Consider the following 23,540-nt stretch of genomic DNA (forward strand, 5'->3'; position numbering starts at 1 on the left):
TAAGCTAACAATCTTTGAGTGAGTCGACTAAATTTATTTATCTTTCAGCAACAATATCCGCGCTTCAAAATAATCAGGAAAGGTACGGTAAGTATTAATATAATCATCCCAGTTTTTAAAATAACCGCCAAGGTAGTCTAGCTGATATTGGTTATTTTCAAATGCTCCGCCCGTATCGGCTAATACGGTTAAACGACTTTCACCATTGTGGGTCAGCATAATTAACTTACCTAAGCCTAAATGCGCTAAATCACCTGCGACTGTCACTAATGGATAAACAGGGATCTTATGATTAGCATCTTTACCATAACCCATCACAGACTCGGTTTTCTTAAAATACCAGTAACGCCCCTGCTGCTCTTTTTTCAAGTTACGCTGGTAGCCAATGCCGTTATTACGATGGACATTAAAAAACTGACTCGTAACGCCATTAGAATCTGACTCTATATCGACTTTTACTGTACCCTGCATTAATGAATCTTCTAGGTCATAACGCGACAACCACACCATAGGCTCAGCCAAGCTATCTTTATCTAAAATACCCGTTAACACATCTTGCTTAGTTAACTGATGACGAATTAATCCACGCTCTGCATCGCTCTGCTCTAACGTTAAGCCTTGTTCATCATTTGGCAGTGCATATAATGCATAAGGAGTTTCAGGAGTTTGCTTTGCAGTCCCTTTTGCAAGTTTAATATAATATTTAGTCAGCAAAATTTTATCATCAGGGATATTTTTCAATAAGGGTTTATTTTTGGCAAAGCCCTGCGCTTGATTTTTATCTGGCATCCAACGGATCACATCAAAGTGTTCGGTAATAAAATCAGCATCCATTAAACGGCTTACAGTGCCCGCTAATTTATCCGCTTGCTGTACTTGGCAAATAAAATTAAGGGTCCGCTTTACTCTTTTTAAATCACCACCAAATTGCGCAGTCATACCGGCGGTAATAATACCAGGGTCGTAATTTTCACCTAAAGCAAGGTAATCCACCGTACCTTTAGCCACATTGCAGAGCTCTGCAGTAGATGGAGTAACCATTTTGCCAATAACAGGACTTTTTTCTAACAGGTAAATACGCTTTACTGATGATTTTACTACCGTATCTAGGTTCATGTTTTGGTTACTTGCAATTACAGTGCTCGCATAAGAACTCCAGGCCACCGAAACATTTATGGTTAAAAAAAATAAAGTACTGAATTTCATTGTTTTATAAATCTCGCTGTCATTGGTCGCTATAAAATATCAGTCATGGTGATTAACGCGAGTAAATGTTTACAAATGTTTATTTATCACACCGATGTAAATCTAATCATCAAATTTAAAAGACAAAACTGTAATGCAATTTAGACAAAATATAAACTCTAATGCTGTGAATTTACACTTTACTGACATCTATAAACCCATACAAAATTAATTAAGGTAACCATCAATGCACTTTTTAATCATAACAAACTTGGTATGGGCTTTTTCATTTAGCCTTATCGGCGTTTATCTGGCGGGTCAGGTTGATGCTTGGTTCTCGGTATTATTCCGTATTGGTTTAGCTATGCTGGTATTCATCCCATTCTTAAAACTGGGCAACTTATCACGTACCACGATTGCTAAAGTGATGGCGATTGGTGCTTGCCAGCTGGGTATTATGTACGGATTTTATTATCAATCATTCCTACTCTTATCAGTGCCAGAGGTATTACTATTTACCGTATTCACCCCGATTTACGTAACCTTAATTGATGATCTATTACATTCTCGTTTCAACCCTTGGTATTTAGGCACTGCTATCATCGCAGTATTAGGTGCTGTAGTAATTAAATACGCAGGTATTAACGAAGGTTTCGTAGTTGGTTTCCTTGTTGTACAAGGTGCGAATATTGCCATGGCGATTGGTCAGGTGGCTTATAAAAAACTATCTGAAAATGAATTAAAGGACGTTAAACATAGCGAAGTGTTTGGCCTGTTTTATATTGGCGCATTCTTGGTTGCCTGCATCGCATTTATGTTACTAGGTAGTACAGAAAAAATGCCCTCGACGACAACACAATGGGGTGTATTAACTTACCTCGGTATTATCGCATCGGGCTTAGGTTACTTCATGTGGAATAAAGGCGCATGTTTAGTGAATGCAGGGACATTAGCCGCCATGAATAACGTGCTCGTACCGCTAGGCTTGTTGGTTAACCTGGTGATTTGGAACCGTGATGCGGACTTAGTCAAATTGGCGTTAGGCGGCGGTATTATTTTGCTATCACTGATATTTAATGAAACAGTAGTTAAACAGAAAATAAAACAAAAAGCATTAACGTAATAGACTGAGCGTTAAAAGAATCTAGGTGGTCTCTCTTTAGATGGGATCACTTAGACTGCTTTATCTACCTATCACCCTACAAATAAGTACTTACCAATAACACTTTATTCTCTGCTACAATCGCTCTTTTATACGCAAGCAGATCTCCATGTATTTTTTACTCCCGCTACTTACCGTTATCATCTGGTCAGGCAATTCGATTGTTAATATCTTATCGACCAATGTTATCGCACCCGAAACAATTTCCTTCTATCGCTGGTTTATTGCCTTAATGACACTGACGCCTTTTTTGATCAAACCAGTATGGAAAAAACGCCAAGCGATTAAACCCTATTTACCTAAATTAGCATTTCTGGCATTACTGGGCATGGCGATCAATCAATCCCTCGCCTACTTTGCTGCAGCGACCACGACAGCAACACATATGACGCTGATTTTTGCCTTAGTCCCGTTATTAAGCTTGATGTTTAGTGTGCCACTACTCGGCATTTCACTGACTAAGAAAGCATTACTCGGCGCTGCTATTTCGATGACAGGTTTGGTGTATATGTTAAGCCACGGTCAAATCAGTAGTTTACTGTCTGAGGGTGTTAATATCGGTGATACCTACATGCTGATTGCAGCCAGCAGTTACGCCCTTTACGGGATTCTACTCAAACGCTGGCGCTTACCATTTAATAACTGGATTGCACTATATGTACAGATGCTATTTGCCGTCATCATTTTAATACCAGTACTGACGTACAACGGCCAGGTTAGCCTGAGCAGTAAATCATTACCGCTAGTGTTATATGCCGCGATCCCAACGTCGATATTAGCTGCTTGGTTATGGATGCAAAGTATTCATTATCTCGGCGCAGATAAGACTGCAATGTTCATGAATTTATTACCGGTATTTACTGCGATCATGGCGACCTTTATTCTTAATGAACAGCTATCAAGTGAGCAGTTTATCGGTGGGACATTGGTATTAGCTGGGGTAATAATGACGCAGTTAAAATCGAAAAATGTGGCAGGAAAAGTAGTTACAATTCCGTCTTAGTGTAAGCGACAAAAATAGTTAAGGGGTTCTCCCCTTAACTAAGTACTACATTATTATTTTTGTTCAGTTAACCATGCTTTAGTTACGTCATCCAAAGACTTTCCTTCGCGGGAGACCTGATAGTCGAGCGCTGCAATAATCTCATTTGAGAAGCGCAGTGAGTCTAATTTATTAATTTGGTCTTGGCTAAAATACGATGAACGATCTTGTCGAAGTAGTAATACTGCGCGGTCAACAATGCCCAATAAACCTTTTGGTTCGGCAATCTCACGGATCGTATATTTATGGTGTAAAAACTGAGGTTTCCATAGCGGAACTACCACCCACTCTTTATTCGCTACAGCTTGTTCGAATGCATTAAAGCAATCTTCTTCAGTACCTGTATAGAACTTATATCCAACATCATTGAGATTATATTCATCCATCATCTGAATCGAAAATCGCGTTATCCCTGCCCCAGGGTTAATGCCTTGGATGTCTTTTTTCATACGGGAAAGCACTTCAGGTTTAAGTAAATCATCAACCTCAGCAACCGCCTCTTCCGGTATATAGTCTGGTACCCCCCAAAGTGCATACGGTTTATAATGCAAACCTAATTCAAGCAATGGTTCAACCTCTTCGACATCGGATTTATAAATGCCATGACTGGACGGGAGCCAAGCGGAAGATAGCATGTCAACCTCTCCAGACTTCAACTTAGCAAAGTTTTCTTGATGCGGAGAATAAATACGCTCGACTTCAAAGCCCATATCTACCAAGACATTAGCAACAAGTGAAGCTGTTACACGGTGGAAAGAAAGATCGGTAACTCCAATGGTAATTTTATTTTGCATAATTGTATTCTCTTTAGGTCTTGGCGTATTAACGCAGTGACTAAATTAGTACTAGAAGGTATGCAGTTAAATTAGCAAAATTTTTGATCATCAAAAAGAGGGGATCGTTTGAATGACTATCAAAAATAATTTGATAGTCATTTGTGATACAGCTGGATATGCTAATGTTTGGATTATCACATTTGGTAAGATACACGACGAATATTTAAAGTCAGAGTATCTGCAGAATTCATTTAATAGGCTTAAACTATCTAAATAGAGCTACCAATCAACGCCTTTTCTAACTTTAATGCCAGCTCTGAATGCATGCTTAGTATCTTGAATATCACTCACTGTGTCAGCCATTTCAATTAACTCAGCACTTGCTCGTCGGCCAGTGACAACCACAGATTGCTCGCGCGGACGATTCTTTAATGCATTAAGGATTTCATCTTTCGGTAAATACTCATAACTTAACATGTACGTTAATTCATCCAGCAGCACCACGTGGATATCAGGGTCTTTTAAAAATAGCTTAGCCTGTTCCCATACAATCTTAGCAGCTTCAATATCGACCTCTCGGTCTTGGGTATTCCAAGTAAATCCGGTGCCCATCACTGCAAAAGGCACATCAAGCTTTTCTAACAGATTACGTTCACCGCAATCCCATTTACCTTTAATAAACTGCACCACTGCCGCTTTATATCCATGGCCGACACAACGTGTAACATTACCAAAACCCGCCGTTGATTTACCTTTACCATTGCCGGTAATAACTAGCATAATACCGCGTTCTTCTTTTGCTTTTTCTACGCCTTTCTCAACCTTGATTTTACGGTTACGAGACTTACGTAAATGCTTTTCTACTTCGGTCATTCCTGTCATTATTTTACCCTATCCTGTCATTCCATTTTTTGGCAATTTTGTTGTTTTTGAACCACAACTTTATTGGTATAACCCAATTGCGGAAAATGTTCGCCTTCGTGGGCGAATACGCTAATGTGGCTAATGCTGGCATACTCAATTTTAATCCGCTGAAATTGCACACCGTGCAGATAGTCTATTTTTAAACACCACGCGATTAACGTGCGTATTACCCCAGAATGTACAAACAAAGCAATACGTTTACCTTGATACTCTTGTAGTACATTCAGCAGCGCAACCTCAACACGTTGCGAAAAGTCCGCTAATGACTCCCCATTAGGCGGCGTATTATTAGCTGGGTCGATAAAGAAATTATGCATACCTTGCGGGAAATCATTATGCAATGCCTGATAAGACCGGCCATCCCAATCACCAAAATCAAACTCGACAAAGTCAGCGCTGATATGTAAAGGTAATTCCTGTTGCGCTGCGATGTGCTTAGCGAATAATGCACAACGCAGTAAAGGTGACGAGATCATCACATCAATATCAGTCAGCCCGGCACAATTGTCTAGCATTTGCTGCCAACCTAATTCAGACAACTCGGGATTAGTACGACCTAATAACGCGTTACGAATTTGTGGTTCACCATGACGCACTAAATACAACTCTGTCTGCATCCACCCCCCTAACCTTTTAACACTAACGGTAATCCAGCCACAACCAAGGTGCTTTTATCTGACACCTTAGCAATTGCTTGATTTAGCCAACCAGCATGATCAACAAAACTGCGGGACAACTCGCCCATTGGCACTATTCCACTACCGACTTCATTGCTGACAATGACACAATCGCCATCAAACTCAATTAAAGTTGCGATAAATTTCTGGCGTTGCGATTCAAATTCAGCAAAGTTATCAGAACAGATCCAATTGCTTAACCACAAGGTCATACAGTCAATTAAGACCACCGCATTGGTGCCCGATAATGTTTGCAAACAACTCGCCAGTTGCAAAGGCTCTTCCACCAGCGACCAATCCTGATCACGTCGTTGCTGATGTAAGTCAATGCGTTGCTGCATTTCATCGTCATAGATGGTTGCGGTCGCCAGATAAATTAATTTTTTAGCCGTACTTTGCTTATGAGGACAGTGCTTACCAAGGCTTTGGCTTAATTCACCAGCGAGGGTTTCAGCATAGACGCTCTTGCCCGAACGAGCACCACCAATGACTAAATGGATCATCCTTGTAGTCCTATAATTAATACCATATAAATTAATAACTCACTGAGTTGTTGCGCTAAACCAAGTAAATCACCGGTAATACCGCCTACTTGTTTATGCACAAAACGACGAAAACAAAACACAAAAATCACTAATATAAACAACATTGGCAAGATTAATTCAGGCAGCAGTAATAGCGGTAAAAAGCCTAATATTAAGCTGATATATAAATCATTGCGTTGCTTAGGTTCAGCGACAGATTTAGATTTAGTATCCGCAGTTTCACGTACGTAAGGTGAGATAAACATCATCACAGTTGCTACAGTCCGACTCAACGGATGAGCAATAAGTAATGCCAGCATGACGCTGTTATAACTAGAGAGACTGATGTTGCTATAATTCAATAACAACGCAAACTTAATCGTTAATACAAACCAGATGGCAATCGCTCCATAACTACCAACCCGCGAGTCTTTCATAATCGCGAGTTTTTGTTCACGCGTCCAACCGCCACCTATGCCATCAGCCGAATCGATTAGACCGTCTTCATGAAATGCACCAGTAAGCAATACGCCAGTAAACATGGCAAACAAGATCGCAATGTCGACACTAAAATAAAGTTGAGTAAAGTAATATACCGCACTGCAACAGCCACCAATTAGCCAGCCGACAACGGGAAAGTAGCGACAAGATTGATTTAACTTCTTGGTACTAAAATCCAAATTAGCAGGCACTGGAATACGAGAGAAAAACCCCAATGCTAACCAAAACAGCGCTAACTCAGCCTTGAGTCTATCTATCATACTGCGTCAATACCAGCGGCTTCAAAGCTCGCCATATCATTATAAAAACTGGCTGCTGCTTGTAATAATGGATAAGCTAATGCCACACCAGTTCCTTCACCTAAGCGTAAATCTAACGTAAGTAACGCATCAGCATTAAGGTGTTTAAGCATTAATTGGTGACCTTGCTCTTGTGATTTATGACAGAACACCATGTATTGCTGACAATTAGGCTCTATCATCACAGCTAACATTGCTGCAGCAGTGGTAATAAAACCATCGACCATGATTATGCTTTGACGCTGCGCCGTTGCTAACATAGCACCTGTCATCTGCACAATCTCAAAACCACCAACGCTGGCCATAATGCCCATTGCCGAATCAAGTTTACCTTCATGCAACGCCATCGCCTGTTTAATTAACGTAATTTTCTTAGCATAAGCGTCATCAGAAATCCCAGTACCACGACCAGCGCATTCTTCAACTGATAGCTGAGTAATAGCAGACATAATTGCAGCAGCAGATGAGGTATTTCCTATTCCCATCTCACCAAAGCCTAATACATTACTGCCATTATCCAAATGTTTAATCGCCACATCAGCACCAAGCTGCAAACCTTGCTCAACGCTAGCTAATGTCATCGCAGCTTGTTTGGTAAAGTTAGCCGTGCCATTACCTAGTGATTGCATGGTTAAACGCTCATCCGTTACAGGTAGTAAAATCCCCGCATCAATCACGTCCATGGTAATTTGATTACTGTGACAGAAACAATTAATTGCCGCACCACCGTTCAGAAAATTTAACACCATTTGCTGCGTCACAGCTGACGGTGCAATACTAATGCCTTCTTCTGCAATACCATGATCACCAGCAAACACCAAAATTGTTGGCTGCTTAAGACTAATTGTGTCTTTGCCCGTGATTAATGCTAATTGCAACGCTAATGATTCTAACGCCCCTAATGCACCTGGTGGTTTAGTTTTATTATTGATCTTGTTTTGAATAAATTCTTGGTCAGTGCGATCCAGCATTTTAACATCAAACATACGGTACCTTTCATCCATGTAAATAAAATCGTTTTAATTCGAGCTTTCTTTTTTTGCATCTAGGTCTAACAACAAGGATTGTAATTTTCCACTGTATTCGCCCGGTTCCTGCCATAATCCACGTTGGGTTGCTTCTAATAATCGTTCTGCCATTTCTTCTAACGCATTAACATTATTTTCTTGCATAAAGGCTTGGTTTTCTTGATCAAAAATCAGTGCGTCAGCCACTTTTTCATATTGATAATCATCAATCAAATTAGTTGTCGCATCATAAGCAAACATATAATCAATACTGGCCGCCATTTCAAACGCGCCTTTGTAGCCATGTTCACGCATGGCTTCAATCCATTTTGGATTTAATACACGAGAACGGATCACGCGGTTTAACTCTTCCTTTAAGGTTCTTATCTTAGGCATTGCCGGATTAGAGTGATCGTTATGATATACCACGGGCATTTCATCTTTTAATACCCGAACCGCATTGGTCATGCCCCCCTGAAATTGATAATAATCATCAGAGTCGAGTAAATCATGTTCACGGTTGTCCTGATTCTGCATCACCACATCAAGTTGCGATAAACGGTTTGCAAAGGCGCCTCTGGCAATCACGCCATCAACATCCTCAGCCAAACTGCCGTAAGCATAACCCCCCCAATTCAAATAAGCATCAGCCAAATCTGATTGCAGTTCCCAGCAACGTTCGTCAATCAGCCCTTGCAACCCCGCGCCATAAGCACCTGGTTTACTGCCAAATACCCGATATGACGCTTGACGTTTGGCATCATCGGCCGTCATACCTTGTTCAGACAACTCGCTTATCCGCTTTTTGATATTTTGTTGAATGGTATTTTGGGCACCGGGATCGTCATAATTCGCTAATGCCAATACCGCAGCATCAAATAACTTCATCACATTAGGAAACGCATCACGAAAAAAACCAGATACCCGCAGCGTCACATCAACACGAGGACGACCGAGTAATGCACAGGGTATAATTTCAAAATCGATAACTCGTTGTGAACCTTGCGCCCAAATAGGTTTAATACCCATTAATGCAAATGCCTGCGCAATGTCATCACCACCAGTACGCATGGTTGCCGTCCCCCAGACTGACAGGCCTAACTGTTTAGGATAATCACCATGCTCTTGTAAATGGCGCTCAATCACTGCTTGTGTTGAACGCTGACCAATCGCCCACGCTGCAGGTGATGGTATTGAACGATTATCTACCGAGAAGAAATTACGTCCTGTCGGTAAGGTATCCAATCGACCTCGCGTGGGAGCACCACTCGGCCCAGGTTTAACGAACAAGCCTGCTAACCCATCTAATAAGGCTGAAATTTCATTCTCTACACTTTGTTCTAATGCGATTAATAAGGTGTTTTTAACATAACTAAGCTGCTGTATCGTACGTGGCAACTCAGTCATTAATTGTTTGTATTTTTCAACATCTTTACGCTCATCAGAGATTAATACGAATGCACTGACTAATTGTATCGCTAACAACTCTAAACGTTCACGAGTATCAAACTCTGTTCGCCAGCTATCATCGCAGAGCTCAGCCAATATAGATGGTCTTGCACCTTGCCAAACATCACTACTGGCCGCAAGCGGATCAAATTCATCACTATTGTGGTGTGAATTAAGATTCTGTAAGTTAAGGTCTAAAGCAAGATTGTGTAATATGCCCTGACTATGAGCCTCTTTACCGCGTGGTAACCGTAATAAGGCCACGATGGTATCACTGAGTTTATCCGTTTGTGGCAATACCCCAAGAATATGCAGTCCGTGACGTATTTGCGCTTCTTTAATATCACACAAGTAAGTATCGAGTTCGGCAAACATATCATCGTCACTATCACCGTAGCTACCACTATCACCACCGAGTTCCTCGGCAACGTGTGAGCTTTTCACTGCATCAACAATCGCTTCACGTAACCAACGTTCGCGTTGTTCATCCATGCCCATCGCTTGGTAATATTCATCCACCAGCCCTTCTAACTCAGCCAGTTCACCATAAACTTCAGCTCGGGTCATCGGCGGCATTAAATGATCGATAATAACCGACTGAATACGACGTTTAGCCTGCGCGCCTTCTCCTGGGTCATTCACAATGAAGGGATAAAAATTCGGCATCGGTCCCAGTACTAGATCAGGCCAACATTTCTCAGATAGCGCATTGCCCTTGCCCGGTAACCATTCTAAATTACCGTGTTTACCCACATGAATAACAGCGTCAACTTGGTAGCAATGACGTAACCAAAAATAAAAAGCCAAATAACTGTGTGGTGGAATTAAATCGGGATCGTGATAATTAGCCGCTAAATCAATATTAAAACCACGTGCAGGTTGAATGCCCACAAATGTTTGCCCTAAGCGAATACCAGATAACATTAAGCGCCCGTCACGGTATTTAGGGTCTTGATCGGGACCACCCCACTTATCCCAAATTGCCTGCTGGTTCTCAATCGGCAGTTGTTGAAAATGCTGCATGTATTCATCTACAGTGATACTTTGCCAACAGCCTAAGTGATGTAAGGTTTCAGGGTTATTAGTAATTGACCCGAGCAACTCATTAATCAGAGCAGTGCCGTTTTCAGGTATATTTTCGACCGGATAATCAGCCGCAGCTAACGCCGTTAAAATATTCACAGTCGATTCGGGTGTATCTAAACCAACACCATTCCCAATGCGCCCGTCTTTGGTCGGGTAATTAGCAATAATCAATGCGGTGCGTTTATCTTGGTTGGCTTTTATCGATAACTGACAATATTTAAATGCCAAGGTCACCACAAATTCAGCCCGTTCGCGGTGTAACTGATATTTAACGATGGCGGTTTGACAACGTTCACTAAAATCAGCCGTCGTTTTAAAACTCACAGCCCGAGTCTGAATGCGACCATCCATTTCAGGCAGTACCACTTGCATGGCAATATCACGGCTGCGTAACCCCTGTTTGTAATCCAACCAATCTTGCTCTGTACTACTCGACAGCACTAACTGTAACACCGGAATATTTAAACTAAAGGGAGAAATAAATGAGCTAGGCTCTGCGCTTAAGTCTGGACTGGCGGCTCGATTACAAGAAAAGCCTGTGGTATTGATAATAACTTTAGCTTGTGTTTGTAAAAGTAACTCATTCACTAACCTGATAGATTCATCATCTTTCAACGATTGAATAGCAATCGGTAATGGCAACATGTTCAGCTGCTCAATACAATCGATAAGACCATCAAACATCGCGGTATTGTCACTTTGTAAATGACTTCGGTAAAATAATAACAAACAAATTGGTCGTTCTGATTCACTCACATCAACGCTGTAAGGTACTTGTAGCCAACGCTGCTGCCAGTCATTTAAGCTGACTTGCTGATAGTATTGTTGTTCACCTCTTAACACTGACTGTATTGCTTTTGGCATATACAGCATGCAGTTGGGTAACGTTTGTGGCTGTCGCCATGCATAATCTTGGTGAAGATATTGACTGGCTAGATGATGATACAGGTTACGAATATTCGCTTCGCCACCCTCACGCAAATAACGCCACACAGCCACCGCTGCATCACGGTCAACGCTTGATGCTGAAAACAGAACCTCATCCGGGCTGTCATCTCCAGGAACAATAATGAGCTGACGAGGATTTCTGACCGAACTAGCCGCTAACCAATCCTGTAATTGTTCAAAACCATACTGCCAATAGTTTTCACCGCCCAATAAAGACACCACAACCACTTTCGCGTGGTCGAGTACTTTATCTTGATAAAGATCGAATGCGGCAGGTTTTAATAGCTGCATCCAATTGGCTAACCGGATAGAGGGAAAATTAAGTTCCAATACCTCTACACCACTGGCTAATGCAGCCAGTGAACTATCGGCGGCTGACAAAATAACAATATCCGCAGGTGATTGCTCAAGATCAATGATACCTTCGTCATCAGTGAAACCACCGGGTTGCGCCGCCAATAAATGCATTAGGCAGTGACAGCTGTATCAATAACTGTTTGCTGTAATGCAGTTTCTAACACGCTACGGTCAAGGTGTTTGCCAATAACGACAAGTTGAGTCTGACGTACTTCATCAGCATTCCACATGCGGTCAAAGTGCACATCAAGGCGCTCACCCACAGCTTGCAATACCTGACGCATAGGTTTACCCGGTAATGCCGCAAAACCTTTGGCGCGGAAGATATTATGTTCGGTTAATAATTGCGTTAAAATCTGTTGTAAACGTGGACCATCCACTTCACCAAACTTTAAGACAAAAGAATCGAAGTGATCGTGGGCATGGTCGTGATGTGCACCATGGGCATGATGATGATCATGGTGGTTATGGATATGATTAATTTGCTCTTCAGCAGCAGCATCTAAGCCAATTATCACGTCGAGGGCAATTTCACCATTGCCGACATAAATCGTTTTAACTGCATCTGGTACCCTATTAGCAACGACGGTTTGAACCTGTTCACGCTCTGCTTCGGTAAGTAAATCGTTTTTACTCACGACCACTAAGTCTGCTGCACTTAATTGATCATCCAATAATTCTTGTAAACTTGGATCGTGATCTAAGCTTTCATCTGCCAAACGTTGTGCTTGAACCTTGTCTGCATCATTAGCAAAACGACCCGCTGCAACAGCTGGACCATCAATCAGTGTAATAACCGCATCAACGGTACAATATTGCTTTATTTCCGGCCAGTTGAATGCTTGAACCAGGGGCTTAGGTAATGCAAGACCACTGGTTTCAATAAGAATGTGGTCGATATCATCACGACGTGCGACCAACTCTTTCATCACAGGTAAAAACTCTTCTTCTACCGTGCAACAAATACAGCCATTAGCTAATTCATAAATACCGTTCTCACCCTGGCTTTGCGATGTTGCTTCATCGTCACAGTCCAATGGGCAGCTACGTAATAAATCCGCATCAATATCCAGTTCGCCAAATTCATTAACGATAACCGCGATACGTTTGCCTGCTGCTTGTTTTAAAATATTAGAAAGTAATGTTGTTTTACCACTACCAAGAAAACCGGTAACAACGGTAACGGGAATTTTGTTTAATTGCATGTATAGCTCCAAACTGCCATGTTGGTGAGCGAAAAGTGCTGAAATTATAATTTGAGACCTAGGTTATTACAATGTTTGTTTATTGCTATAAGTTGCAGCCTAACGCTATAAAGCATTATCAGTGTTTAACTATTTTGTCGTATACTTGCGCGCAGAGGTATTTATCATGACAACAATTGCAACATTGCCTGAAACTTCAGGTGTTCTTATTTGTGGGCACGGCAGCCGTGCGAAAATCGCTGAAGAAGAATTTTCTTTATTAGCAAAGGGACTAAAAGAACGTCATCCGGAATTGAAAGTTGAATATGGCTTTCTGGAATATTCTGCGCCGAATATGCATACCGCGCTGGATCGTTTAATGGCACAAGGTGTCACTAAAATCCATGCAGTACCAGGCATGTTATTTGCGGCAACCCATGCCAAAAATGACATTCCATCAGTATTAACAACATATCAAGCAAAGCACCCTAATTTAACTATCGAATACGGTAAAGAATTAGGTTTGCATGAAGAAATGATTTTAGCGTTCCAACAACGCATTCTTAATGCACTCGGTCACGACACTATCCCAGCTGCAGGTGAACTGTACGATACAATGCTGGTAGTGGTTGGTCGTGGTACATCGGTTGTTGATGCCAATGCAGATGCCGCAAAACTGACTCGTATTGCTTGTGAAAATCTGGGTTTTGGTTGGTCTGAAACCGTTTATTCAGGAGTCACTTTTCCGTCTGTAGGGCGTGGGTTAGAAATGGCATTAAAACTGGGGTTCAAAAAGATCGTGGTTGCACCTTATTTCTTATTCGGTGGCAAGCTAATCGACCGTATCTACAATTACGTTGATAAAGTGGCAAATGAAAATCCTGACGTGGTGTTTTTAAAAGCGGATTACTTACGTGCACAAGATCATGTGATCAATACTTTTGAACTACGTATCAATGAGACTATTACCGAACCTGTTCCAAACGTGACGCTAATGGCCGACTTCCAAGCGCGTTTAGCACGTGGTGAAGTTGATGTTCACCACCATCATGCTGAATTTAAGGCTGAAGGTGAGCACAGTCATGAGCACAGTCATGAACACAGTCATAGTCATGACCATTCGCACGACCATGACCACAGTCATTCCCATAGTCACGGCCATCATCATGCGCCTTACAAACATATTGCCCACCCACATGGTCCACGCACCATGGTGAATGACAATATTTGCGGGTACTTCATGAGTCAATTACCAGAGCATGTAATTGCCGAAGAAAAAGCAGTTGGTGAGAAAAACTAGAAGCAGTGATTTTTTTACATTACTGAATGACAGGTTTTGAACAGCATATGAAACGAGCTTAACGGCTCGTTTTTATATATTAACAGCCTCAATAAAACGAAACCTTAATACTCAGTAAGACAGCTAACACTCAATAATTTTTCCATAATTAATAACCGATCTATAAAAATAAATTACGCATTCAAATTGCACATTATTCAAAACTCCCTCCATTTATAAAATAACCATAATTGGTTAATTATATGATTGACATTACTTTCATCTAATGGCTTAATTAAGCCACTAAATACAAGTGCAAATAGATCGCATTCGCATTCAGGGGTCGTTAATATAAACATTAGCCGAATAGTATTACTGGCACCAATGTTACCGCTATCACTAATGCTGGTAAATATGGATATATAGGATTAACAACAATCATGTACAACAATAAATCAAAATTAATGCTCTGCATCAGTGCTGCTTTATGCACTAGCAGTATATTTTCACAAGCGTTAGCCAGTACGACAGTATCAACCGCTGACGAGTCTGCGAGCGTAGGACATACTCTTGTCACAGATACGCTAGATATCGACCATGTACAGGGCACAAAAAAAATAACGATCGACAAAGCAGAGCTGGATGCGACCTCACACCGTCATGCGGCAGAAATGCTGCAAGACGCAACAAGTGTTTATACTCCAATGAGCTATGCCAACCCGATGCTAAGCGTCAACATGCGAGGAGTACAAGATTTTGGTCGCGTAAATACCAATATTGATGATATGCGCCAAAATTTTCAGAAAAGTGGTTATCAAGATCAAAACGGGTCTTTAATGGTTGATCCTGAACTACTTCAGTCAATTGATATTAATAAAGGAGTGTCATCGGGTGCGGGTGGTTTGGGGACTATTGGCGGGCAAGTTAACTTTAGAACCGTTGATTTTGACGATGTGATCAAAGACGGTGATGATGGCGGTATTATTATCCGTGGTGAAACGGGTGTTGGTAAATGGTCAAACGGCAACAAAGTAAAATCAAGCTTAACCGCAGGTTACAATATAACAGATAACGTCGCTGTCATGGGTGCTATTACCAAAACCAAAACCGGTGATTACCGGATGGGAACAAAAGGCAAAAGCATGATAAGGCCGGGGGCAGTTGACCGCGTATTGAAGCGCAGGATTCCAACAGAATTTGCAGTGCCAGAACATCTCCTTGATACCTATAAAACAGGCTACTCAATAGACTCTATATTGGGTAAAATACGCTGGAATATTACTGAACAGCAAAGCCTTAAGCTCAGTTATATTAAAACAGAATCTGAATTTAATAACGTCAATTATATTGCGGATCGTGTAGATGAAAAATTGCATTACTGGGTTTTACAAGGTAATTCTCAAATAACTAATGAAAATATTAGCCTTGATTACAGTTTTAAATCAGATAGTCCGTGGTTGAATCTGAATGCTAAGGTGTATAGATCAAATACTAAATTGGATGAATTCTTCCCCAAATCATCGAATATTACTCAGATGGGGCAAGGAATGTGTCTATCAAATCCTGATGGGTATTACTTTATGACTGCTAAACGCTGCTCAGCCCAAACATCGACCTTTGAAACAGAAACTTATGGCGTAATTGTTAATAACCAATCCTTTATTGATTTTGGTGATACCCTCTTTAGTGCTAATTATGGTTTTGAAGGTCTGCGTGATACAACCAAACCACGGGAAATCAACGGACCCGACGGTGCAGCATCAGGTATCGCGTCCACACCAGACGGTCGTCGTGCATTAGCAAGTATATACTTAGATACTCGCCTTGATTATCAAGAATGGTTATCTTTATTTGCCGGTGTTCGCTACGACAGATACAATTTACAGGGTGATGCTCGTGTAAACACAAAAATGGGGGAGATAAACCCTACCGGTATAGATGAAACGTTCACGGTTGACAACACAGATACAGGCGTTTCTCCTACGTTTGGTCTATCATTACGTCCTTTTGATTTTATGGAAATAACATCTAATTATGGCAAAGGTTGGCGGCCACCAAGTTTAACAGAAACCCTTTTAGCAGGAGGAACGCCAGTTTCAGGTTTATTTGCAGCCGTTCTTATTCCAAGTACAGAACTTAAAGCTGAAACCTCTACAAACCTTGATCTGGGTTTAAAATTTAACTTTAAGCAAGTGTTAACACAAGATGATGCCTTAACATTCGCACTGTCTCATTACCGTACCAAAATTGACGATTATATGGTTATGCATTTAGGCGTGATAACTAATGATGTTGCAGCGACCACAACACAAGCGTTTGTGAATAGAACCGATCCAGTGAAAATAAAAGGATCTGAATTAGCCATTAATTATGATGCTGGCTTTATTTATGGTGGTTTAGCTGGCTCTGTCATTGATGTTGATGAGGGTGATCAGTGTTATAACCCGCACGTACTACCAAATACGCAAGGAACAATTCCACAAGCACCATGTGGTCGTACATTCTACTCACCTTTCCCTAGTCAAGATAAGTTAACCGCTTATTTAGGTACTCGTTTATTAAACAGAACTCTGGACGCCAGAATCACCATGCGGAGACTTTTCGATAGAGATAATCTCTTAGACATCAAACCTAAAGAAGAACGACTCCTCAATGAAACTTCAGGCATAGGTTATACCCTATGGGATTTAACCCTAAAATATACGCCTGTTGAATCACTTGCCATTAGCTTATATGGCCGTAACCTCACGGATCAACAATACAGCAGTGCTCTTGGTGCATATAGAGCTGTGATCCAAGCCCCTGGTCGCAGTGTTGCAGTTGGCGTTCAATATCAGTTTTAATTAAAACGAAAATAAAATTTTGATAATGATGAAAATCCCCCTGAATGTCTCAGGGTGGTAATATAAGGAAGGAGTAACACATGTCACTTAACTTAACTTTTACTGACACTTTTGTTAATACAGATTTCAATAATGACGGCATTAAAAACAATACCCTGAATGATTATTTTGGTTCACTTGAAGGAACCATGTCTTTTAGTCCGTTTGCATTATTTGGTTCATTTAATGGCGGTACCTTTTCGGGTTCTCAATTTGGATTAGAAACCAATAAATCAGGTTCAGATAATGCCTTTGTCGCTTCGGCTGCTGATGGTGAGAGCATAACCTATAGCTTTTTCTCTAACCCTAGCCATACCCTATACGGAGAGTTAGACAGTCTGGATTTTGGCGTTGGATTAGACAAATCAGGTCCAGAATGGAGCACTGACAGCTCTATGCTGGGCATTAATGGTTTATCTGAATTTATCAATGATGGGATAGACGATGCCGGCAATATCATTGACCGAACTACCGGTAGCAATGACGTGCATAATATCGTTTGGGGGTTAATGCACGGTGATACATCAGCACTCGCAACGGTAATGAGTGAGGCAGGCGTTGATCTTAATGGCGCAATTACCACGGCCGGTACCGTGAGCTATGCAGCTGCCGCAGACACAGTCGATTTAATGGAACTTGCTGCTTAATTGATACTAAGTTACTTCAAGATACTATATCAGAGACGAGTTGGGCAAGCCGAACGAAGGCATCTTCGGCGTTATGCTGATTGTGCATCTGGATGTAGCTTGACTATATCATGACAAAGCCAGCTAGTTTAGCTGGCTTTTATTATCTGAGATATTATGAATCAACACGGTTTTTTAAAAATATATCTGACACGCTCAAAGCGAATATTAGCGCATATCGCCTGCTTTACTGCTGTCACTAATATTCTTATGTTAGTCCCTTCTATTTATATGCTACAAATCTATGACCGCGTATTATCTTCGGGTAATACCTTTACTTTATGGATGCTCACGATATTAATGATGTCACTAATATTCTTGATCGGGGGGTTGGAATATATCAGACAAATTGTATTACTTTATTTGGGTAGCGGATTAGATAAAGAAACGGCACCACGAGTTTACAGTGCGGTATTTCAGCAGAAGCTCACTGGCAGTAGTCAAGCTCAAGTCAATGCGCTCGACGATTTAAGCACATTACGCCAGTTCATTACCGGACAGGCTCCCGCTGCATTTTTTGATCTACCTTGGTTTCCTATCTACCTCATTGTACTATATTCCTTCCATCCTTTACTCGGACATTTTGCATTATGCAGTGCAGCAATATTAGTATTATTTGCCTATCTCAATGAAAAACTTGCCGCAAATCATATGGAAAAAGCAATGTTGGTTGGAATGGCTGCAAATTACCAATTTCAAACTCAACTACAGCACGTTGAAAGTGCCCATGCGCTAGGGATCAGAAAAAATTTACAAACCCGCTGGCTCGGTTTTCAAGAAAGTTTTATCGGATCATTTGTCAACGGTTCTAAACGTATTACCGCCTTTACACACATGTCTAAAAGTCTGCGCATGATCGTCCAATCTGGCGTACTGGGTCTCGGTGCTTGGCTCGTGATTGAAGGTCAAATTACCGCGGGGATGATGATTGCAGCATCCATCCTACTTGGTCGGGTATTAGCACCTGTAGATCAATTAATTATGGCATGGAAACAGTGGATATCGGCCCGTCATGCTTATGCTAGGCTAAACAACCTTCTCTCAACTACCGAATTGAAAAAAGCTAAAATTGCGTTACCAGCCCCCACTGGAACACTGACAGTATCTGGATTAGTTTCAGCACCACCGGGCGTTAATGTGGCGACACTGCGCGGGATTAGTTTTGCATTACAACCAGGCGATATTTTAGCTGTTAGCGGTGATTCTGGATCAGGAAAGTCAACGCTTGCCAGAGTGCTATTGAATATCTGGCCCGCTGCACAGGGGAAGATCTATCTGGATAAATCAGAAATTAAACACTGGGACCAACAAGATCTAAGTCAATATCTTGGTTATGTATCACAAGACTCAGAACTGTTTTCAGGTTCAATACGAGCAAATATTTCGCGGATGGCCGATGATAACGATGAGGCAGTGATTAAGGCAGCTCAAGAGGCAAAAGCTCACGAACTGATTATGTCTCTACCTTTAGGTTATGAAACAATATTAGGTGAAAATGGCCGCGGCCTATCCGGCGGGCAGAAACAAAAAATAGCACTCGCAAGAGCATGTTATTTACACCCTAAAATCATCATATTAGATGAACCAGACACCAGTTTAGATAAGCAGGCACTTGCAGAACTAAAGCAAATACTACAGTCGTGGTCTAAACAACAGGTTACAATAATATTGATAAGCCATGATACAGACCTAATATCCATTGCCAATAAATCCCTAAACCTTAAGCAGGGAATACAAACCTTCTTTGGTGATAACCCTTTATTTAAAAAAACAACGAGGTCATTATCAACCAGTTATCCTTCCGCATCTAATATTAGCGTTAGCTTTAAACATGCATTACCTAAGGAAAAAGCTAATGGATAGTTCAAATGCAGTCACCAATACGATACAAAAATGGCTAATGTCTGGCTGGTATATTATATTGTTTGGTTTTTTAGGTTTCATTATCTGGGCAACACTTGCACCTTTAGATCAAGGAGTCCCTTTGCCTGCGTATGTTGTTGTATCAGGTGACAGACAAAATATCCAGTCTTTAAATCTTGGCCGTATAACAGCAATGCCTGTTCAGGAAGGACAATTTGTACAGCAGGGCCAGCTATTAATTCAGTTAGACGATGCTCAATTACATTCAAAATTAGACACAAATTTGGTTCAGTATATAACTAAGAATGCAGTGCAGTTAAGACTCGAATCAGAACAACAAACGACAAATAAAATCATTTGGTCAAAAACATTACAACAACTGGCAAATGAGTCTCTAGTTGGCCAAGAGATTATGAATCTACAACAAACACTTCTGTTAAGTAATCAAGGTAATTATAATAATTCTATCGATGCTCTTCAGCAGGAAATTAATAGCTTAATCGCCACCAAAGAAGGGCTGATTTTAAGCCTTAAAAGTCGTGAAAAAGAAAGTACCATTTTAAATAAACAGTTTAAAAGTTATCAATTATTACTTAAGAAAGGCTATGCCTCTGAATCCATAAAATGGGAAGCAGAGCGCACTTTGGCAAAAGTCGACAGTGAAATCGCAAATTTACAGGGGCAAGTAAATACCGTTATTCATAACATTGCCCGAGCACAAGCAAACCGTGAACAATTTAAAACCCATAAGCAACAGCAAATAAATGAGGAACTCGCCGAAGTTCGATTAGCCGCTGAAGTGCTCAAGGAACAGCGTAATCAACTACAGTTACAACTGGAAAATACCACTTTACGGGCCCCTATTGCAGGTACTATCGTCGGTTTAAAAGTATTTCGCGCTGGTCAAGTTGTGAATACTGGCGATATATTGATGGAGATAGTCCCCGTCGACTCGCCACTCGTCATACAGGCGCAACTGCCTATTTCACTGCGAGATAAAGTGTTTACTCATGCACCTGTAGATTTGAGCTTTGTTGCATTTAGTCAATCAACTACACCAAAAGTATCTGGTGTATTAACTAAAATAGCCGCAGACAGTTTACGTGATCAGTATACTGGAGAATATTTTTACCAATTAGAAGCGAAACTCAACGATGATGCAAAACAGCAATTAACACGTCTCAAAATAGAGCCCGGCATGCCGGTACAGATGTTTGTAAAAACAGGTGAACGTAGTCTCATGAATTATCTTTTGAAACCCTTGTATGATCGGTTAGATATAACATTTTCAGAGGGGTAAATATTAATAATTTTAGATAAATTTTATGTACTTAAACCAATTAAGACTCACTTAACTGGTCTAAGTACAATAAAAAATAGCGCTATTATTTCACTGGCGGGCGATAAATATGCGGTTGGTCTTTATCATATAAATACGAATCATCAAATTTATCCGTCCCTAATACATGGCCAACCAGAATAAGTGACGTCAAGGTAAATTTCTTCGCTCTAACCTTTTCGACAATATCTTTTAGCGTCCCAAGTACCTTGTCCTGATCTGGCCATGAGGTACGGTAGCAAACCGCCACTGGACAATTTTCACCGTAGAATGGAATAAGCTCATCGACAATCTTAGCAATTTTAGTTACGCCTAAATGGATCGCTAATGTAGCGCCACTGGCGGCTAATGCAGGTAAACGTTCACGCTCTGGAAACGGCGTTTTACCTTCATAACGGGTTAAAATAATAGTTTGTGATACACCCGATAATGTTAGCTCTTTACCTAACCAAGCCGCCGACGCAGCTGTTGCAGTCACACCTGGTATGACTTGATAATCAATATCCAATTGCTCTAAGCGGCGAATCTGCTCGCCAATAGCGCCATACAAAGAGGGGTCACCAGAATGCACACGAGCTACATCTTTACCAGCTGCATCCGCCAAACGGATATGTTCAATGATCTCATCCAAAGCAATTGGCGCGGTATCAATGATTTGCTCTACTGTATCTTCCACATCTGCAAATAAAGCGCGAGGTACCAGTGAACCAGCATATAAAATAACAGGACAGTTATTAATTAACTTCTGTCCTTTAACCGTGATCAATTCGGGATCACCCGGTCCTGCACCGATGAAATAAACTGTCATATTTTTTTATTATATCCTCGCGGTGTATAAATCCATTCTTTTTGACCATTAATAATATGACGAGACTGGCTATTACCCACCGTCACCATAGTAAACATATCAACATCATCAGAATGTAATTTGTCTAATGTCGTCATGGTAATACTTTCGTCTTCACGGGTAAGCTGACGACCCAATAATACAGGGGTATTTGCTGGGCGGTATTGCAATAAAATGTCACGGGCAGTATTAATCTGCCAATCACGTTTTTTCGATCTTGGGTTATAAAACGACACTACAAAATCACCCGTACCACAGCTATGGATACGCTTTTCGATAGTTTCCCAAGGTGTTAATAAATCCGATAACGAGATAGTACAGAAGTCATGACCTAGCATAGCACCAACACGGCTCGCGCCTGCTTGCATTGCCGAAATACCGGGTATGACTTCAATATCCACATCTAACCACTCAGGGTGTTCTTCTAAGCCTTGTAGTTGGCGATCTAATAATTCAAATACCAAGGTCGCCATCGCATAGATACCAATATCACCACTTGATACTAACGCAGTGTCTTTACCACTCGCAGTTAAATTTAGGGCTAAACGAGCGCGATCAATTTCTTGCCCAAGCGGTAAATCATGATGCGTTTTACCATCACAAACATCACCTAATAAATCCAGATACAAGCCATAAGCCACTAAGTCTGAACTGGCTTTAATAGCAGCCACAGCCTTTGGTGCAACCAAGTCTTTATCACCTGGACCTGTACCAATTAAAAATAATTTACTCATTTAATCACCTTTGTAACAGCGCTATTTTTGTTTGGATATGCTCTGGCTATTGCACAGGTAGCTACCGCTGATTTTTGCTTGGTTAAAATTAATTCGCCTTGTTGTTGTGTGATTTGCTGTACATCAAACAAGGCGGCTGATTCTGCGACTCCATATACACCAACAACGCTGTATACATAATCAGATTTGGTACTTAATAAATCTTCCATTTCTCGTAATTGGTGTTTGTCCCAAGTAAGAAAGGGTTTATTAATCTGTTTTGCTAATGCAATTAAACCGACTTCATCGGCTTTAATATCAATGCTATTAATGTGACTAATTTGCGCTAGAGTCAAGTTAGCTTGTGCTAAACAAGCCATCAGTAACTCATGCAATTTTTCCACGGAACAATGTCGTTCACAGCCCATACCAACACTGTATATAGGTGCTAGATAAGGATTAGCGGTAGTCATCACTAATTGCGCCTCAATCAAGGTCGCGACATTATCAGCCCAGTCATTAGCGCCACCTTCATGGCCCGATAATAACGGGATCACAAACTGACCCGCTTCATCTAATACTAAAACCGCAGGGTCTGTATTTTTATGTACTAATACTGGCGCTAATGTCCGCACGGCAATACCTGTCGCACAGATCAAGATCAGACGTTCTTCAGCTTGAAATGCCTGCTGAACAAGTGATGTGAAAGGTTTTGGTTTAAACCAAATCTCGCTTTGCTCAGGCAATATTTGCTGTATTTTTTTCGCTAGTTTTTCACCCGCGTCCGTTAACGCCACAATACGGATCATG

At 41.1% G+C, this 23,540-nt stretch carries 19 protein-coding genes; 7 read left to right on the plus strand and 12 right to left on the minus strand.

From position 1 onward, the window contains the following. Window positions 1–33: 33 nt before the first annotated feature. A complete protein-coding gene (locus tag BT797_RS09680) occupies window positions 34–1,116 on the minus strand; it encodes a hypothetical protein (protein ID WP_244534164.1) in 1,083 nt (360 codons plus the stop codon). A 316-nt stretch (window positions 1,117–1,432) separates the two neighbouring features. On the opposite strand from BT797_RS09680, the gene BT797_RS09685 reads away from it, so the two are divergent. Both BT797_RS09685 and BT797_RS09690 read left to right on the plus strand, forming a co-directional pair. Beyond that, complete coding sequence (locus BT797_RS09685; protein WP_075471870.1) at window positions 1,433–2,308, plus strand: DMT family transporter; 876 nt, start codon at window positions 1,433–1,435, stop codon at window positions 2,306–2,308. A 148-nt stretch (window positions 2,309–2,456) separates the two neighbouring features. Continuing rightward, on the plus strand, window positions 2,457–3,350 hold the full coding sequence (locus BT797_RS09690; RefSeq protein WP_075471872.1) for a DMT family transporter: 894 nt from the start codon (window positions 2,457–2,459) through the stop codon (window positions 3,348–3,350). A 53-nt stretch (window positions 3,351–3,403) separates the two neighbouring features. Here the strand turns inward: BT797_RS09690 and BT797_RS09695 are convergent, their stop codons facing one another. The 8 genes from BT797_RS09695 to cobW all read right to left on the minus strand — a co-directional run bounded on the left by BT797_RS09695 (window position 3,404) and on the right by cobW (window position 13,142). Further along, a complete protein-coding gene (locus BT797_RS09695; protein ID WP_045111622.1) occupies window positions 3,404–4,183 on the minus strand; it encodes a glycine betaine ABC transporter substrate-binding protein in 780 nt (259 codons plus the stop codon). Between the two features lie 261 nt (window positions 4,184–4,444). Beyond that, the gene (cobO, locus tag BT797_RS09700) at window positions 4,445–5,047 is read right to left on the minus strand and encodes a cob(I)yrinic acid a,c-diamide adenosyltransferase (protein WP_370429908.1); all 603 of its coding nucleotides are present in this window, start codon (window positions 5,045–5,047) and stop codon (window positions 4,445–4,447) included. Between the two features lie 17 nt (window positions 5,048–5,064). Beyond that, on the minus strand, window positions 5,065–5,706 hold the full coding sequence (locus BT797_RS09705) for a histidine phosphatase family protein (RefSeq protein ID WP_075471874.1): 642 nt from the start codon (window positions 5,704–5,706) through the stop codon (window positions 5,065–5,067). Between the two features lie 8 nt (window positions 5,707–5,714). Continuing rightward, window positions 5,715–6,269, minus strand: a complete 555-nt coding sequence (cobU, locus tag BT797_RS09710; RefSeq protein WP_075471876.1) for a bifunctional adenosylcobinamide kinase/adenosylcobinamide-phosphate guanylyltransferase — start codon at window positions 6,267–6,269, stop codon at window positions 5,715–5,717. Beyond that, the gene (locus BT797_RS09715) at window positions 6,266–7,051 is read right to left on the minus strand and encodes an adenosylcobinamide-GDP ribazoletransferase (RefSeq protein ID WP_075471878.1); all 786 of its coding nucleotides are present in this window, start codon (window positions 7,049–7,051) and stop codon (window positions 6,266–6,268) included. The genes cobU and BT797_RS09715 overlap by 4 nt, the downstream gene beginning before the upstream one ends. After that, window positions 7,048–8,076: a nicotinate-nucleotide--dimethylbenzimidazole phosphoribosyltransferase gene (gene cobT / locus BT797_RS09720; RefSeq protein WP_075471880.1), complete on the minus strand. Its 1,029-nt coding sequence runs from the start codon at window positions 8,074–8,076 to the stop codon at window positions 7,048–7,050. Before cobT ends, BT797_RS09715 begins: the two co-directional genes overlap by 4 nt. Before the next feature lie 33 nt (window positions 8,077–8,109). Next, window positions 8,110–12,048: a cobaltochelatase subunit CobN gene (gene cobN, locus BT797_RS09725; RefSeq protein WP_075471882.1), complete on the minus strand. Its 3,939-nt coding sequence runs from the start codon at window positions 12,046–12,048 to the stop codon at window positions 8,110–8,112. Next, window positions 12,048–13,142 (minus strand): cobalamin biosynthesis protein CobW, encoded by a 1,095-nt coding sequence (gene cobW, locus BT797_RS09730; protein ID WP_075471884.1) that lies wholly within the window; start codon window positions 13,140–13,142, stop codon window positions 12,048–12,050. The genes cobN and cobW overlap by 1 nt, the downstream gene beginning before the upstream one ends. 166 nt (window positions 13,143–13,308) lie before the next feature. On the opposite strand from cobW, the gene BT797_RS09735 reads away from it, so the two are divergent. From BT797_RS09735 to BT797_RS09755, 5 genes are all read left to right on the plus strand, one after another. Continuing rightward, complete coding sequence (locus tag BT797_RS09735) at window positions 13,309–14,421, plus strand: sirohydrochlorin chelatase (protein WP_075471886.1); 1,113 nt, start codon at window positions 13,309–13,311, stop codon at window positions 14,419–14,421. Between the two features lie 419 nt (window positions 14,422–14,840). Continuing rightward, window positions 14,841–17,243 (plus strand): TonB-dependent receptor domain-containing protein, encoded by a 2,403-nt coding sequence (locus BT797_RS09740; RefSeq protein ID WP_045111629.1) that lies wholly within the window; start codon window positions 14,841–14,843, stop codon window positions 17,241–17,243. Between the two features lie 80 nt (window positions 17,244–17,323). Then, window positions 17,324–17,929 carry a heme acquisition protein HasA gene (locus BT797_RS09745; protein WP_052678384.1) on the plus strand — a complete coding sequence of 202 codons (606 nt, stop codon included), beginning with the start codon at window positions 17,324–17,326 and terminating at the stop codon, window positions 17,927–17,929. Window positions 17,930–18,085: 156 nt separating this feature from the next. Beyond that, the gene (locus tag BT797_RS09750; protein WP_075471888.1) at window positions 18,086–19,831 is read left to right on the plus strand and encodes a type I secretion system permease/ATPase; all 1,746 of its coding nucleotides are present in this window, start codon (window positions 18,086–18,088) and stop codon (window positions 19,829–19,831) included. Further along, window positions 19,824–21,131: an HlyD family type I secretion periplasmic adaptor subunit gene (locus BT797_RS09755; protein ID WP_045111631.1), complete on the plus strand. Its 1,308-nt coding sequence runs from the start codon at window positions 19,824–19,826 to the stop codon at window positions 21,129–21,131. Before BT797_RS09750 ends, BT797_RS09755 begins: the two co-directional genes overlap by 8 nt. Window positions 21,132–21,216: 85 nt before the next feature. Here the strand turns inward: BT797_RS09755 and cobM are convergent, their stop codons facing one another. Genes cobM through BT797_RS09770 form a run of 3 tightly spaced genes read right to left on the minus strand, consistent with a single transcriptional unit; the run spans window position 21,217 to window position 23,539 of the window. Further along, the gene (cobM, locus tag BT797_RS09760; protein ID WP_045111632.1) at window positions 21,217–21,978 is read right to left on the minus strand and encodes a precorrin-4 C(11)-methyltransferase; all 762 of its coding nucleotides are present in this window, start codon (window positions 21,976–21,978) and stop codon (window positions 21,217–21,219) included. Continuing rightward, window positions 21,975–22,751, minus strand: coding sequence for a precorrin-3B C(17)-methyltransferase (gene cobJ / locus BT797_RS09765; RefSeq protein WP_075471890.1), 777 nt, complete (start codon window positions 22,749–22,751; stop codon window positions 21,975–21,977). The genes cobM and cobJ overlap by 4 nt, the downstream gene beginning before the upstream one ends. Beyond that, window positions 22,748–23,539, minus strand: coding sequence for a cobalamin biosynthesis protein (locus BT797_RS09770; protein ID WP_045111634.1), 792 nt, complete (start codon window positions 23,537–23,539; stop codon window positions 22,748–22,750). The genes cobJ and BT797_RS09770 overlap by 4 nt, the downstream gene beginning before the upstream one ends. Window position 23,540 lies beyond the last annotated feature (1 nt).

The sequence above is a fragment of the Moritella viscosa genome (assembly GCF_900120065.1).
In the GTDB taxonomy this organism is placed as follows: Bacteria; Pseudomonadota; Gammaproteobacteria; order Enterobacterales; family Moritellaceae; genus Moritella; species Moritella viscosa.